The sequence below is a fragment of the Arthrobacter sp. UYP4 genome, from assembly GCF_057291175.1.
On sequence record NZ_JBXAVU010000001.1, the window covers coordinates 1,543,725 to 1,558,079 of the forward strand.

The window sequence follows — 14,355 nt, forward strand, 5'->3', positions numbered from 1 at the left end:
GTCTAAGACTAACCAAGTGGGGCGGCGCTTTGCGCACGCAGGTGGCCCGTCAGGGACGGCTGGTTGGAGGTGGGGGGCACGAGCGACTCGAGCAGGTGGATGACGCGATCCTCGAAGCCCCGACCGCCGGCGTCCGTCAGGTTCGCCAGCATGCGCACCACGAACCGCATGAGCACCGGCACGGGCATACCGGTCCGCAGGGCGAGGGACAGGATGGCGGGCTTGCCGATGAGCTGCGCGAAGATGCGGCCGAGCGTGAAGTGGCTGCCCCACCGCTCCCGCACGTACGGCGCGTACCCGGACAGGACCTGGTCGCGTCCGAGCGGCGAGGCGACACCCTGCGCCCGCTCGATGAACTCGGCGGCGTACCGTGCCGACTCCATCGCGTAGGAGATCCCCTCGCCGTTGAAGGGTGACACCATGCCGCCGGCGTCGCCGAGGAGCAGCAGCCCGGGGCTGTAGTGCGGCGTCCGGTTGAAGCCCATGGGCAGTGCGGCTCCGCGGATCTCCCCGACCTGGTTCTCGGGTGTGAAACCCCACTCCGACGGCATCCCGGCGGTCCAGTCTCGGAGGACCTGCTTGTAGTCGAGCTTCCCGAACTCAGCGGAGGAGTTGAGGATGCCGAGGCCCACGTTGGAGGTCCCGTCGCCGACGCCGAAGACCCACCCGTACCCGGGCAGGGGCTTCCCGGTGGCGTCCGGCAGCTCGAGCCAGCCCTCCATCCAGTCGTCGTTCGTGCGGGGACTGGTGAAGTAGGTGCGCACGGCGACGCCGAGCGGCCGGTCGTCGCGCTTCTGCAGACCGAGGCTGACGGCGGTGCGGGTGGAGTTGCCGTCCGCCGCGAGGACGACGTCGGCCGTGAAGGTGCGCGTCTCGCCGGTCTTGCGTCCGTCGGCGTCCAGGAGGTTGGCGGTCACCCCGGTGACGCGCCCGGCCTCGTCGCGCTGCGCCGAGGTCACCGAATGGCCCTCGAGGATCGTGGCGCCCGCGGACCGGGCGTGCTGCGCGAGGGCCTCGTCGAAGCCGAGGCGCGTGCGGACCAGGCCGTAGTCGGGGAAGTCGCTCAGCTCGGGCCAGGGCACCTCGACGGTCCGCTTGCCCGCGATGAGGCGCAGGCCCTTGTTGCGGCGCCACCCCTCGCTCTCGTCGTGCGGCAGGCCGAGGAGCTGCAGTTCCCGTGTGGCGCGGGGCGTCAGGCCGTCGCCGCATACCTTCTCGCGGGGGAACCAGGTCTTCTCGAGGACCGTGACCTCGATCCCGGCGCTCGCGAGGTAGTAGGCCGCGGTGGAACCGGCCGGACCGGCACCGACGATGAGGACGGACACCTAGACGGCCGCCGAGATCCGGCGCAGGCGGACCTGCCCCGGCAGGAGCGGTTCCTCGCCCGGTGCCGCCGGTGCCTTGGTGGCGCGGTGGACGGCGACGATCCCGCCGTTGAGGTTGCGGTATTCGACGTCGTTCCAGCCGCTCTCGCCGATCCAGGCGGCGAGCTCGTCCTGGTTCGGCCAGGCGCGGATGGATTCCGCGAGGTAGACGTAGGCGTCGGGGTTCGAGCTGACCTTCCGCGCGATCGCCGGCAGCGCCCGCATCAGGTACTCGGTGTAGGTGGTGCGCCACAGCGCGACGGTGGGCGAGGAGAACTCGGCGATGACCAGCCGGCCGCCCGGCTTCGTGACCCGCAGCATCTCCGCGAGGGCCTTCTTCGGCTCGTTCACGTTGCGGAGCCCGAAGGAGATGGTGGACGCGTCGAAGGAGTTGTCCGCGAACGGCAGGTCGGTGGCGTCGCCGGCGACGAAGTCGATGTCCGGCCGCCGGCGCTTGCCGACCTTCAGCATGCCGAGCGAGAAGTCGCAGGCGACGACGTCGATCCCGGCGTCCGCGTAGGGTTCGCTCGACGTGCCGGTACCGGCGGCGAGGTCGAGGACGCGCTGACCGGGTTCGGCGCCCACGGCATCCACGACGATCCGGCGCCAGCGGCGCGTCTGTCCCATCGAGAGGACGTCGTTGACGACGTCGTACTTGGGCGCCACGTCGTCGAACATGGCTGCTACTTCGTCAGGACGCTTCTCCAGCGATGCACGATTCACCTGCTCATTGTCTCAAACAAACACCCGGCGCCTAATCGGTACCGGACCATGGCCGCGCTGTCGGGGTGCACGTGCCCAAGCTCACGATGCCGCACGGATACGCCGCAGGACCGCGGAGTACGCTTGGAGCATCATGAGCACTCCGTCCCTCACCGCGCTGACGCCTGCGCCCGGACAGTCCCGCGGGCTCCGCAGCATCACGGTGGGACGCGCCGACATGGACCCCCAGTCGGGCCTCCTCGAGTACGTGGTCCGGAACGACGCCCACACCTGGATCCGGCGAGGTGGCGGGCTCGTGGGTTACGGCGAGGCCGCGAGGTTCACCGTCACGGGCCCTGACCGCTTCACGCAGGCCCAGGAGTGGTGGCGACGCGAGCTCGCGGGCGCGGAGGTCGTGAACGAGCTCGGCGTCCCCGGGTCCGGCCTCATCGCGTTCGGGTCCTTCGCCTTCTCCAAGACCTCGCCGCACGAATCGCGCCTGATCGTCCCCGAGGTGGTGGTCGGCTGCAGCGAGGGCCGGAGCTGGCTGACGTTCATCACCGACGACGCCGAGGCCGACCTGACCGCCGAGGCGGCCGAGGCCGCCCTCGCCGCCTACCTCGTCGAGCCCGACGCCGACCGCTCCCCCAGCCCCGGTGACAGGCTCGGCCCCGGCGTCCTCAGCGAGGAGCAGTACAAGCTCGCCGTCGCCGAGGGCGTGAAGCACGTGCAGTCCGGCGAACTGAGCAAGCTCGTCCTCGCGCGCGACGTCGTCGCGGACCTCGAGACGCCCGTCGCCACCGCGCAGGTGCTGCGCGAACTCGCCGTCCGGTACGAGGACTGCTGGACCTACGCGGTCGACGGCCTGATCGGCTCGACGCCGGAGATGCTCATCAAGGTCGAGGACAACACCGCCCGGGCCCGCGTCCTCGCCGGCACCCTCGACCGCGCCAACGCTCCCGAGGGCGACCCCGACTACCCCACGCGGGTGCTGGCCGGGTCCGAGAAGCAGCTCCACGAGCACCAGATCGCGATCGACTCGCTCACCGGGACGCTCGAGCCCTTCACGAGTTCCATGACGTCGCACAGCGAACCGTTCGTCCTCCAGCTGCCGAACGTGTGGCATCTCGCGTCGGATGTCACGGCGCAGCTCGCCCCCGACGCCGCCGGCGAGATCCCGACGTCGCTGGCCCTCGTCCAGGCCCTCCACCCGACCGCCGCCGTCTGCGGCACCCCGACCACCGTCGCGGGTGCACTGATCCGCGAACTCGAGCACCTGCAGCGCGGCCCCTACGCCGGACCGGTGGGCTGGATCGACGCCGGCGGCAATGGCGAGTGGGGCATCGCCCTGCGTGGCGCGGTCGTCGAGACGCCCACGCGCGTGCGGCTCTACGCCGGCTGCGGCATTGTCGAGGGCTCGCAGCCCGAGGCGGAACTGGCGGAGACCTGGAGCAAGTTCCGGCCCATGATCCAGGCGCTCGGGCTGGCCCGCTGAGTCCTGCCCTTGGTTACCAATAAGCAATACCTGTAGCCTGTGATGCACATCTCTCTTTGCTCGTTAGAATCAGCAGGACCTTTTCCGCTCCATCCCGTCCGTTCAAGTGAGGTACCCATGCTTTCCAAGAAATCCGCAATGCTGGCCGCCCTGGCCGCCGGCGCCCTCGCGCTCAGCGCGTGTGGCGGAGGTTCCGACGACGCCGCGTCCGGCTCCGGAGAGGACAGTGGCCTGAATCTCGTCGCCGAAGGCTCGCTGACCGTCTGCTCGGACATCCCCTACCCGCCCTTCGAGTTCGAGGAGGACGGCGAGTACACCGGCTTCGACATGGACCTCATGAAGGAGATCGCCTCGGGCATGGACCTCGAGCTCGCCGTGCAGGACGTCGGCTTCGACGGACTGCAGAGCGGGGCCGTCCTCGCGGCGGGCCAGTGCGACATCGGCGCGAGCGCCGTCACCATCACGGAGGAGCGCAAGGCGAACCTCGCGTTCTCGGACCCGTACTACGACTCCCTGCAGTCGATCCTCGTCCCCGAGGGCTCGGACATCGCCTCGATCGAGGACCTCGCCGGCAAGCAGGTCGGCGTCCAGCAGGGCACCACGGGTGCGACCTACGCCGCCGAGAAGGCACCCGAGGCCGAGCTCGTCCAGTTCCCGTCCGACGCCGAGATGTACGCCGCGATCCAGGCGGGTAACGTCGACGCGCTCCTGCAGGACCTCCCGGTCAACCTCGGGCACACGGAGGAAGGCGCCTTCACCATCGCCGAGGAACTGCCCACCGACGAGCAGTACGGCTTCATCATGTCGAAGGAAGGCAGCGAGGAACTCGTCGCAGCCGTCAACGAGCAGCTGACGGCCCTGCGCGACAACGGCCGGTACCAGGAAATCTACGACTCCTACTTCGCGGAGTAGGACACCCCTACCCGAGCGGCGCCGGCAGTGCAGACTCCGGCGCCGCTCGGGCGCCACCTCCCGACGGAAGGTAATACCCCGCGTGAAACGATCGACACGCCGGCGCCTCACGCGAGGCGTCCTCTACGCGGTCTTCGCCGCCGCCGTCCTGTTCGTCGTCCTCTCGGCCGACTGGAGCAGGATCCAGACCAACTTCCTCAACGTCGAGGTCGCCCGGGACACGTTCCCCGAGATCGTCACGATCGCGGCGAAGAACACGGTCGTCTACACGGTGATCGCCTTCGTCGGCGGGATGCTGCTCGGCCTGCTCCTGGCGCTCATGAAGCTCTCGCCCGTCCTGCCCTACCGCTGGCTCGCGACCGCCTACATCGAGCTCTTCCGTGGCCTCCCGGCCCTGCTCGTGATCTTCGGCTTCGCCTATGCCGTCCCGATCGCCCTGCAGTGGCGCCCTCCGGGCGGCAATGCGGGCGCGGGCCTGATCGCCCTCATCATCGTCTCCTCCGCCTACATCGCGGAGACCATCCGAGCGGGCATCGAGGCGGTGCCCAAGGGGCAGGTCGAGGCCGCGCGCTCGCTCGGCATGAACTCCGCTTGGACCATGGTGACCGTCGTCCTCCCGCAGGCCTTCCGCATCATCACTCCCCCGCTGACCAACGAACTCGTGATCCTCATCAAGGACACGTCGCTGCTGTTCATCGCGGGCATGGCCATCGGCGACCGCGAACTGACCACGTTCTCGCGTGACGCCCTCACCAGTCAGGCGAACGCGACGCCGCTCGTGGTGGCCGCACTGATGTACCTCGTCATCACGCTGCCGCTGACCCAGCTGGTCGCGAAGCTCGAACGACACAACAAGAGAGGCCGGTGATTCCGGTGAGCCAGCCAGCATCGGGTGCCGCATCCCGCGGATCGGCCGCAGCCGTCCCCGCGATCGAGGTCCGGGCACTCTGCAAGACCTTCGGCAGCAACGAGGTGCTCAAGGGCATCGACTTCCACGTGGACCAGGGCGAGGTGGTCTGCGTGATCGGGCCCTCGGGCTCCGGCAAGTCCACGTTGCTGCGCTGCGTCAACCGCCTCGAGGAGCCCACCAGCGGCATCGTCATGGTGGAGGGCGTGGACATCACGGACAGCGAGACGGACCTGGACGACGTGCGGACGCGCATCGGCATGGTGTTCCAGCAGTTCAACCTGTTCCCGCACCTCACCGTCCTGAAGAACCTGACCCTCGCGCAGCAGCGGGCGAAGAAGCGGGGCAAGACCGAGGCCACGGAGATCGCCCGCAGGAACCTCGCCAAGGTGGGCCTCGCGGAGAAGGCGGACGCCTTCCCCTCGCAGCTCTCGGGCGGCCAGCAGCAGCGTGTCGCGATTGCACGCGCGCTCTCCATGGACCCGGACATGATGCTGTTCGACGAGCCGACCAGCGCCCTCGACCCCGAGCTCGTCGGCGACGTGCTCGAGGTCATGAAGCAGCTCGCCAAGGAGGGCATGACCATGATGGTGGTCACGCACGAGATGGGCTTCGCCCGGGAGGTCGGCGACCGCGTGGTGTTCATGGACGGCGGCGTCGTCGTCGAGCAGGGCAAGCCCGAGGACGTCCTCGGGAACCCGCAGCACGAGCGGACGAAGCTGTTCCTCTCGAAGGTGCTGTAGCTAGAGGAATCCGTCCGCCACCACATGGCGGATGCGCGCATGGAGGTCCCGGAGCGTCGCCCGCTCGGTCCGGACCTCGAGGATGGAGCGGCCCCGGATGGGCCGCTCCATCGCCGTATCCAGCTCGTCCAGCGTCGTCGCGCGCTCGTACCGCAGTCCGTAGGCGGCAGCGATCGCTGCGAGGTCCACGGTGTGCGGGGTGCCGAACAGCCGTTCGACGGCGGCACCGTAGCGGGCTGTCGTCGATTCCGCACCGTGCTCGAGCAGGCCGAAGATCCCCCCGCCGCCGTCGTTGAGGACCACGATGTGCAGGTCCGGTTGCGGTTCACCGTCGCCGAGCAGGAGTCCGCCGACGTCGTGCAGGAACGTCAGATCGCCCATGAGCACGCGCGTGGGGATGCCGGCGGCGAGCGCCACCCCGGTGGCGGTCGAGACGGTGCCGTCGATCCCGGCCAGCCCGCGGTTGGCGAAGACCTCAAGCGGGTGCCAGTCGGTGGCGGCGACGAGGTCCATGTCGCGGATGGGGTTGGAGGAGCCGAGCACGAGGTTCCCGTCCGTGTGCTCCCACACCGCGTCGGCGAGGTGCAGGCCCGTGATGCGGGGTTCGCCGGCGAGCAGCGACTGGATCCCGGCCTCGGCCGTCGCCCCCGCCTCGCGCCACGAGCGCAGCCAGCCGTCGTCGCCGCGGCCCGCGAACTCCAGCAGCTCCGGGAGGTTGTCGATGATGCGCTCGGCGCGTCGGCCCTCCTCGAACCACGAGACGGGCGCGGGCAGGTACAGGGCGTGCTCGACATCGGGCCGTGCCAGCAGCGCGGTCACCGGACGGGACAGGGTGGGGCGGCCGAAGGTCACCACGCGTGTGATGGCCGGGCCGAGATGTTCGAGCAGGAGGCGGTACGGGGCGATCGCGCTGCTGCCGAAGCGGGCGTTCGACGACGGTTCCGCCAGCAGCGGCAGGTCCAGATGGGCAGCGAACACCGCGGCCAGTTCTCCCGCGCCGTGTCCCGCCACGACGACCGTGGTGCTCCCGGCGGCAGGCGTCGATGCCGCGGACGGATCCGATGCGTCCGACGCGGACGCGGGGGGTGCGTCGCTGATCACGGCAGGCCGGTCCTCGGGGACCGCCGGCTCGACGGGACGGCCGGCGCCGTCCGGTACCAGCGGATCACGGTAGGCCAGATTGAGGTGCACCGGTCCCGGCGGCTGCGTGGGCACGCCATGCGCGGGCCCGCCGGTGGCGGCAGTGAGCGCCTCCCGGACCAGGACGGACGGGTCCTCGCCGGCGGGGACGTCGAGGCCCGCCCGGACGTGCACGCCGAACAGGCCCGGCTGCACCGTGGTCTGGTTGGCACCGGTCCCGCGCAGCTCGCCGGGCCGGTCGGCCGAGACCACCACGAGGGGCACCGCCGCGTGGTTCGCCTCCATCACGGCCGGCAGCAGCTCCCCCACCGCCGTGCCCGACGTCGTCACCACGGCCGCGGGGCGCTGCCCGCCGAGTGCGAGGCCCAGCGCGGTGAAGGCCGCCGACCGCTCGTCGATGCGGACGTGCAGCCGGACCAGGCCGGCGGCTCCCGCCTCCGCGAGAGCGTAGGCGAGGGGCGCGCTGCGGGAACCGGGAGCGACGACGACGTCGGTGACGCCTCCGGCGACGAGGGCCTGGACGGCCCGGGCAGCGGATGCGGCGGAATCGAGAGGGACCGGAGGGGATGCAGCTGGATCAGTCACGCATCCATCCTTCCATCCCCGGCACGCACCGGATCCCTCCCCCAGGACGGGATCCGGTACATGCGATCAGCCCGGACCCCGGCCGGCTCGTGAGGCCGCTACGCCCGGTAGACCTGCACCACGGACGGCCGCGGGAGGGCGGCCTCGCCCCTGCCCGGCCGGGTACCTGCCGGTACGTAGTCGGGGAAGTAGGAGGTCTGGGCCGCCCAGTTCCCGTCCTCGCCGGGGTGCTGTACAGCGACGAACACGCTGCCGTCCTGGTCGTGGATCACCGGACCGCAGGTCTCGGCGTCCCGCGGCACCGCGAGGAACTGCTGCACGCGGCCACGCTCGGCGCCCTCGAGGCCCACCTTGAACAGGCCGTCGTTGAAGCCCACCGTGCTGGGCTGGCCGTCGGTGGAGATCCACAGGTTGCCCTGGGAATCGAAGGCCACGTTGTCCGGGCAGGAGATGGGCGAGACCTTGTCCTTCGGGTAGCCCCCGAAGTAGGTGGTCGGGTTGCGGGCCGGATCGCCGCAGACCAGGAGCAGGTTCCAGGTGAAGCGGGTCCCGGACGCGTTGCCGCCCGCCTCCGACAGCTCGACGATGTGGCCGTCCCGGTTCTGCGTGCGGGGGTTGGCCTCGTCCGCGGGGGCGTTCGAGCCGACGCCGCGGTTGGTGTTGTTGGTGCAGGCGACATAGACCTTGCCCGTGGCCGGGTTGGGCTCCACGTCCTCGCAGCGGTCCATCTTCGTGGCGCCCATCCTGTCGGCGGCGAGGCGCGTGAAGACGGCGACCTCGGCGGCCGTCATGCCGGCCACGACGGACCGGTTGTCGATGAGCAGCGGGAGCCACTCGCCCACGCCGTCGAACGCGCCGTCGGAGGGCAGCGTGCCGGTGCCGTTGATCTCGGCCACGGAGTTGCCCTGGAAGCGCGCGACGTAGAGCGAGCCCTCGCTCAGCAGCGTCATGTTGGCCTTGCGCGCAGCGGCGCTCGTGCCGGGCTGGACCTTGTTCTTCGAGACGAACTTGTACAGGTAGTCGAAGCGCTCGTCGTCGCCCATGTACGCCACCACCCGGCCGTCCGAGGCGACGGTGACGTTGGCGCCCTCGTGCTTGAAGCGTCCGAGCGCGGAGTGCTTCTTGGGCGTGGAGGTCGGATCGAAGGGATCGACCTCGACGATGTAGCCGAAGCGGTGCTTCTCGTTCTCGTAGCCGGCGTTCCGCGTGTCGAAGCGCGGCTCGTCGATCTCCCAGCCCCGTGCGGTCGGGCGGTTTGTGATGCCGTAGCGGCGGTCACCGTCGCTGGTGCCGGTGGCCACGAAGTAGCCGTTGAAGTTCTCCTCGCCGGAGAGGATGGTGCCCCAGGGCGTGGTGCCGCCGGCGCAGTTGCCGAGGGTGCCGAGGATGCTACGGCCCGCGGGGTCGTCCTTGGTCTTGAGCAGGTCGGAGCCTGCGGCGGGGCCTGTGACCTCGTACGGGGTGGTGGTCAGGTAGCGGCGGTTCAGCGGAGCGCCCTGGACGTAGGACCACGGCTTGTTCTTGTTCTTGCGCTCGAGCTCGACGACGGAGAGTCCGTGCGCCGCCTTGCCGATGCCGCGGACCTCGGCGGCGGGCAGGGTCGGCGGAACCATGATGGTCTCGTTCGTGTACTCGTGGTTGGCGAAGAGCACCGCACGGCGGCCCTTGCTGCCCTCGACCTCGAGGATGTCCGTGTAGTCGCAGTTGTACCCGAACTGCAGGGCCTGCGCGGCGGCGGTCTGGTTCTCGGCGTCGAATGCAGGAGACGCGCTGAACAGCGGATCGCCCCAGCGGATGACCGGCTTCCAGCCGTAGCCCTGCGGCACCGTCATGTCGTCGACCAGGGCATCGACGGGCGCGATGGCGTCGAACGGCAGGTTGCTCTTGAGGTAGCCCTTGCCGGGCGGTGGCGCGGCCTGGGCCGAGCCCGCTCCGGTCTGCATACCGACGAGGAGCGTCAGCGCACCTGCGGCACCGGCACCGAGTGCGCTCCGGCGCGAGAACTCACTCGAGACGATGTCCCGGAAGTAGTTGTTGGCGGAGGTGTTGCAGACGGCGTCGGAACACGCATTGTCACACTTGAGTGCGCAGGTGACGGCACTGCGCTTCCCCTTGGTGTGGCCGAGCATGGGCAGCAGGCGACGCGTGGTTTCAGTCATGGGTGGTACCTCTTCCAGGGGCGAACGGGTTCGCCTCCACCCTTCCGAGGACACCTGAACATCCATGGTGCGAGCCGATGAACGCCGGGTGAACGGCGATCGAACAGGCATCCCCCGCCCGGGTGGCTGCTCAGCCGGCCGGCAGGCCCATCTCCTGGAAGGCTCCGTCCAGATGCAGCGGGAGTGTCCGGCCCAGCTGCCGTTCCCGGGCGGCCTGCACGAAGGCGTCGAACAACGCTGTCTCGGTGGGGCTCTGTTCGGGGTGCCACTGGACCCCGATGCAGAAACGGTTCTGCGGGAGTTCGATCGCCTCGATGACGCCGTCGTCGCTCCACGCCGCAGCCTGCAGGCCGAGCCCCAGCCGGTCCACGGCCTGGTGGTGGGAGACGGGCACCGCCTCGACGCGCGTACCGCCCATCACCCGGGCGACGTGCGAACCGGGGCGGAGGTCCACGGGGATGGCGTTGAAGCGGTGGTCCCCCAGCTGGTACGTCCCCTCGCCCACGAGGTCGGGCAGGTGCTGGTGCAGTGAACCCCCGAGCGCCACGTTGAGCATCTGCTCGCCACGGCAGATCCCCAGCAGGGGCAGGTCGGTCCGGACCGCCTCCCGCACCACGGCGGAGTCCCACGCGTCACGCAGGAGGTGCGGACGATCGGTCTCGGCGTGCGGTTCGGCGCCGTAGCGTGCTGGATCGATGTCCCAGCCGCCGACCACGATCACGCCGTCGAGCCTCGGCAGCAGGTGCTCGAGCACACCGCCGTCGGTCCCCTGCGGAGGGAGCAGCACCGGGATGGCGCCGGCGGCGAGTACGGGCGCGAGATAGTTCTGGGGCAGAAATGCCGCCTCGATCGTTCCGCAACCCTCTGTCACGGCGGAATCGAGGTAGGACGTCAGCCCGACGACGGGGCGCGGCAGGGAGTCCGAAGTTGTCAAGGTTTTGTTCCTCTCACAAGACCATTGACGATCTAACCTAGCCCGCTCGTGTTGTGCCCGTATTTCCGCCGTGTGATTTTCGCGTGTCGTCCTGTCAGCCCCGGGATTCCCGCGATCCGTCGGCCAGGAGGGCGTAGGCCCTGTCCAGGCGTTCCAGCCACCACTGCCTCCTGTCGGGGGCGGCGGCGAACCTGTGCAGCTTCTCCTCGGAGACCTCGACCTCCCGTACCCCGATCCGCCCTAGGTGCGGCACCAGGGGGGCGTCGGTGACGTCACCGGCCATGAGCGACACCGTCGCGAGGCCGCAGGCATAGGGGAGGTCCGGCAGCGCGGCCGCCAGGGCCACGCCGGCCCGGATCCCGACGGAGGTGTCCAGGGCGGAACTGATGACGGCGGGCAGGCCCGCCCGTCCGATGATGTCGAGAGCACGCCGGACCCCGCCGAGCGGCGGGGCCTTGATGACCAGGATGTCGGCCGCGTCCTCGCGGGCGACGCGCAGCGGATCGTCCTGCCGGCGGACGCTCTCGTCGGCGGCCACCAGCACCCGGTGTCCGCGGCGGCGCAGTTCGAACCGCACGGTCCGCAGGCCTGCGATGTCCGGAACGGGCTGTTCCACGTACTGCAGGTCGAAGCGGGCCAGCGCGTCGAGCGCGGCCAGGGCTTCCCCGACGTCCCAGCCACCGTTGGCATCCACCTTGATCCCGGCCTCCGGGAGGAGCCTGCGCACCTCCGCGACGCGGGCGACGTCGGCCGCGAGATCCTGCCCCTTCTCAGCGACCTTCACCTTGACGGCGTCCACCGCTCCGAAGCGGGAGAGCACGCCTTCCACGGCGTCCGGTCCGACCGCCGGCACCGTGGCATTGACCGGCACCGACGTCCGGAGGGGTTCGGGGAAGCCGTGCCAGGCCGCCTCGATCGCGGACGCGAGCCACGGGGCGGACTCGGCGTCGTCGTACTCGGGGAAAGGGCAGAATTCGCCCCATCCCGCCGGCCCCCGCACCAGGAGCGCCTCACGCTGGAGGACGCCCCGGAACTTCACCCGCATGGGCACCGAGACCACGCGCGCCGACCCGGCCACCTCCGCCGGACCGGGCAGCGGCAGCGGCGACGTCGGAGGCGTCGGTAGGGCAGGCGGTGGGGTAGGCGGAGGGGTGCGCACGACCTCAGGTTACGGGAGGTACGGTCCCGGCCGGAGGTCACGGGACGGTTACGGAACTCGCAGGATCATGTGGAACGATTGGGTCGATGACGTCGCAGCGAACCTCTACCGGGCAGGCACGGGCAGCACGCTCACCGCTGCTGTTCGTGCTGGCCGCCGTGGCGTGCGCGAGCGCGCTGGGCTGGACCTACTGGGCGTTCGTGCGCACCACCACGGGCCAGTTCGCCGACGAGTCCGCGTGGCGCGAGGCCGGAGTCGCGGCGCCGGACACCCAGGGTCCCTTCCTGCGCTTCCTGGACACGCTCCCCACCATCTCGGTGATCGTCGCAGCCGCCGCCATCCTCTTCGTCGCCCTGAGGCGTCGGAGGTATGCGGCCGCACTCATCGCCGTCGCCGTGATCCTGGCGTCGAACCTGACCACGCAGCTCCTGAAGAACGTCGTGTTCGATCGGCCGGACCGGGGCGTCGCGACGCTCGCCTTCAATTCATTACCGTCAGGGCATACGACGCTTGCGGCGTCCGCGGCCGCGGCCGTGTTCGTCATCGCGACACCGCGCTGGCGTCCCTTCGCCGCAGCGGCGGGCGGGTCGTACTCCGTCCTCGCCGGAGCGGCCACCTTCATCAACCTCTGGCACCGGCCCGCCGATGTGGTGGCGGCGCTCCTCGTCGTCGGGACGTGGACCCTGGTCGGTGGGCTGATCATCATGCGGACCGGCGACACCTGGAACAACTGGCAGGGGTTCGGCGCGCACTGGGGGTCGGCCCGCAGCTGGCTCGTGGCGTGCTGGGTGCTCGGGCTCGGGAGCCTCGCGCTGTCGGCGGCCCTGTACTTCTCCGTGCAGGCGATCGGGCCGGCACCCGAACCCGGCACGGCGAACGTACCCCTGTTCTTCTGGTGGGGGCTCGCCTGGATCGTCGGCGTCGGCTTCGCGCTCTCGGCCGCCGCGGGATGGCTCTTCGCGGCGCAGGCCCGGGTGACGGCACAGCAGCAGGCGTAGCACCCCGCCGACTCCTCCGCATCCCCTTTCCTCCGCCATCGGACCGTTGATGCGCCGCCGCGACGGTGCAACGCTGGCCGGACCAGCGACGAAGGAGGCGGACGATGAAAGCCATGGTGTACCGCGGGCCCTACAAGGTCCGGGTCGAGGAGAAACCCATGCCGAGGATCGAGCACCCGAACGACGCCATCGTCCGGGTCACCACCGCGGCGATCTGCGGGTCGGACCTTCACCTCTACCACGGCATGATGCCGGACACCCGCGTGGGCACCACGTTCGGGCACGAGTTCATCGGCGTCGTCGAGGAGGTGGGGCCCTCCGTCCGGAACCTCACGCGCGGCGACCGCGTCATGGTCCCCTTCAACGTCTACTGCGGGTCGTGCTACTTCTGCGCGCGCGGCCTGTACTCGAACTGCCACAACGTGAACCCGAACGCGACGGCGGTGGGCGGCATCTACGGCTACTCGCACACCACCGGCGGGTACGACGGCGGCCAGGCGGAGTTCGTCCGCGTGCCCTTCGCCGACGTCGGACCCGCGATCATCCCCGACTGGCTGGACAGCGAGGACGCGGTGCTGCTCACCGACGCCCTGGCGACCGGGTACTTCGGCGCGCAGCTCGGGGACATCGTCGAGGGCGACACCGTGGTGGTGTTCGGCGCCGGCCCCGTGGGCCTGTACGCGGCGAAGTCTGCCTGGCTGATGGGAGCGGGGCGCGTGATCGTCGTCGACCACCTCGAGTACCGGCTCGAGAAGGCCCGCACGTTCGCGCACGCGGAGACCTACAATTTCGCCGAGTACGACGACATCGTGGTGGAGATGAAGAAGACCACCGACTACCTGGGCGCGGACGTCGTCATCGACGCCGTCGGGGCGGAGGCCGACGGCAACTTCCTCCAGCACGTCACCTCCTCGAAGTTCAAACTGCAGGCCGGTTCCCCCGTCGCCCTGAACTGGGCCATCGATGCGGTGCGCAAGGGTGGCACCGTGTCCGTCGTCGGAGCCTACGGGCCCCTGTTCAGCGCCGTGAAGTTCGGCGACGCCATGAACAAGGGGCTCACCCTGCGCATGAACCAGACGCCGGTGAAACGCCAGTGGCCGCGCCTGTTCGAGCACATCCAGAACGGCTACCTCAAGCCCAGCGACATCGTCACGCACCGGATACCCCTCGAGGACATCGCCGAGGGCTACCACATGTTCTCGGCGAAACTCGACAACTGCATCAAGACACTCGTCATCGCGAACCCCAGCTAGGAGA

At 70.0% G+C, this 14,355-nt stretch carries 12 protein-coding genes; 6 read left to right on the forward strand and 6 right to left on the reverse strand.

All coding sequences use genetic code 11. The features are described from left to right. Nucleotides 1-8: 8 nt before the first annotated feature. Both AC0Z9V_RS07255 and AC0Z9V_RS07260 read right to left on the reverse strand, forming a co-directional pair. A complete protein-coding gene (locus AC0Z9V_RS07255) occupies nucleotides 9-1,325 on the reverse strand; it encodes a geranylgeranyl reductase family protein (RefSeq protein ID WP_485141114.1) in 1,317 nt (438 codons plus the stop codon). Then, nucleotides 1,326-2,087 carry a demethylmenaquinone methyltransferase gene (locus AC0Z9V_RS07260; RefSeq protein WP_133081090.1) on the reverse strand — a complete coding sequence of 254 codons (762 nt, stop codon included), beginning with the start codon at nucleotides 2,085-2,087 and terminating at the stop codon, nucleotides 1,326-1,328. Between the two features lie 133 nt (nucleotides 2,088-2,220). On the opposite strand from AC0Z9V_RS07260, the gene AC0Z9V_RS07265 reads away from it, so the two are divergent. The 4 genes from AC0Z9V_RS07265 (at nucleotide 2,221) to AC0Z9V_RS07280 (ending at nucleotide 6,123) form a co-directional block, all read left to right on the forward strand. Then, on the forward strand, nucleotides 2,221-3,561 hold the full coding sequence (locus AC0Z9V_RS07265) for an isochorismate synthase (protein ID WP_485141115.1): 1,341 nt from the start codon (nucleotides 2,221-2,223) through the stop codon (nucleotides 3,559-3,561). A 138-nt stretch (nucleotides 3,562-3,699) separates the two neighbouring features. Further along, a complete protein-coding gene (locus tag AC0Z9V_RS07270; RefSeq protein WP_485141116.1) occupies nucleotides 3,700-4,473 on the forward strand; it encodes a transporter substrate-binding domain-containing protein in 774 nt (257 codons plus the stop codon). 82 nt (nucleotides 4,474-4,555) lie between these two features. Next, on the forward strand, nucleotides 4,556-5,341 hold the full coding sequence (locus tag AC0Z9V_RS07275) for an amino acid ABC transporter permease (protein ID WP_133081093.1): 786 nt from the start codon (nucleotides 4,556-4,558) through the stop codon (nucleotides 5,339-5,341). Nucleotides 5,342-5,346: 5 nt separating this feature from the next. Next, nucleotides 5,347-6,123, forward strand: a complete 777-nt coding sequence (locus tag AC0Z9V_RS07280) for an amino acid ABC transporter ATP-binding protein (protein WP_485141117.1) — start codon at nucleotides 5,347-5,349, stop codon at nucleotides 6,121-6,123. Here AC0Z9V_RS07280 and menD read toward each other — a convergent pair whose 3' ends face one another. The 4 genes from menD to AC0Z9V_RS07300 all read right to left on the reverse strand — a co-directional run bounded on the left by menD (nucleotide 6,124) and on the right by AC0Z9V_RS07300 (nucleotide 12,100). Then, nucleotides 6,124-7,848 carry a 2-succinyl-5-enolpyruvyl-6-hydroxy-3-cyclohexene-1-carboxylic-acid synthase gene (gene menD, locus AC0Z9V_RS07285; protein WP_485141118.1) on the reverse strand — a complete coding sequence of 575 codons (1,725 nt, stop codon included), beginning with the start codon at nucleotides 7,846-7,848 and terminating at the stop codon, nucleotides 6,124-6,126. It lies immediately after the preceding gene. Between the two features lie 98 nt (nucleotides 7,849-7,946). Then, nucleotides 7,947-10,007 (reverse strand): PhoX family protein, encoded by a 2,061-nt coding sequence (locus AC0Z9V_RS07290; protein ID WP_459287270.1) that lies wholly within the window; start codon nucleotides 10,005-10,007, stop codon nucleotides 7,947-7,949. A 130-nt stretch (nucleotides 10,008-10,137) separates the two neighbouring features. Beyond that, entirely contained in the window at nucleotides 10,138-10,941 is an 804-nt protein-coding gene (locus AC0Z9V_RS07295) for a gamma-glutamyl-gamma-aminobutyrate hydrolase family protein (RefSeq protein WP_485141119.1), read from the reverse strand. 94 nt (nucleotides 10,942-11,035) lie between these two features. Beyond that, the gene (locus tag AC0Z9V_RS07300; protein WP_485141120.1) at nucleotides 11,036-12,100 is read right to left on the reverse strand and encodes an o-succinylbenzoate synthase; all 1,065 of its coding nucleotides are present in this window, start codon (nucleotides 12,098-12,100) and stop codon (nucleotides 11,036-11,038) included. A gap of 86 nt (nucleotides 12,101-12,186) precedes the next feature. On the opposite strand from AC0Z9V_RS07300, the gene AC0Z9V_RS07305 reads away from it, so the two are divergent. Together AC0Z9V_RS07305 and AC0Z9V_RS07310 are read left to right on the forward strand one after the other, a co-directional pair. After that, a complete protein-coding gene (locus AC0Z9V_RS07305) occupies nucleotides 12,187-13,098 on the forward strand; it encodes a phosphatase PAP2 family protein (protein WP_459267264.1) in 912 nt (303 codons plus the stop codon). Nucleotides 13,099-13,202: 104 nt separating this feature from the next. After that, a complete protein-coding gene (locus AC0Z9V_RS07310) occupies nucleotides 13,203-14,351 on the forward strand; it encodes a zinc-dependent alcohol dehydrogenase (RefSeq protein WP_459267265.1) in 1,149 nt (382 codons plus the stop codon). Nucleotides 14,352-14,355 lie beyond the last annotated feature (4 nt).

Bases quoted from the DNA above. Each gene is read 5' to 3' on its own strand.
- AC0Z9V_RS07265 (WP_485141115.1), top strand. From the start codon at position 2,221: ATGAGCACTCCGTCCCTCACCGCGCTGACGCCTGCGCCCGGACAGTCC.
- AC0Z9V_RS07270 (WP_485141116.1), top strand. From the start codon at position 3,700: ATGCTGGCCGCCCTGGCCGCCGGCGCCCTCGCGCTCAGCGCGTGTGGC.
- AC0Z9V_RS07290 (WP_459287270.1), bottom strand. From the start codon at position 10,007: ATGACTGAAACCACGCGTCGCCTGCTGCCCATGCTCGGCCACACCAAG.
- AC0Z9V_RS07305 (WP_459267264.1), top strand. From the start codon at position 12,187: ATGACGTCGCAGCGAACCTCTACCGGGCAGGCACGGGCAGCACGCTCA.
- AC0Z9V_RS07310 (WP_459267265.1), top strand. From the start codon at position 13,203: ATGAAAGCCATGGTGTACCGCGGGCCCTACAAGGTCCGGGTCGAGGAG.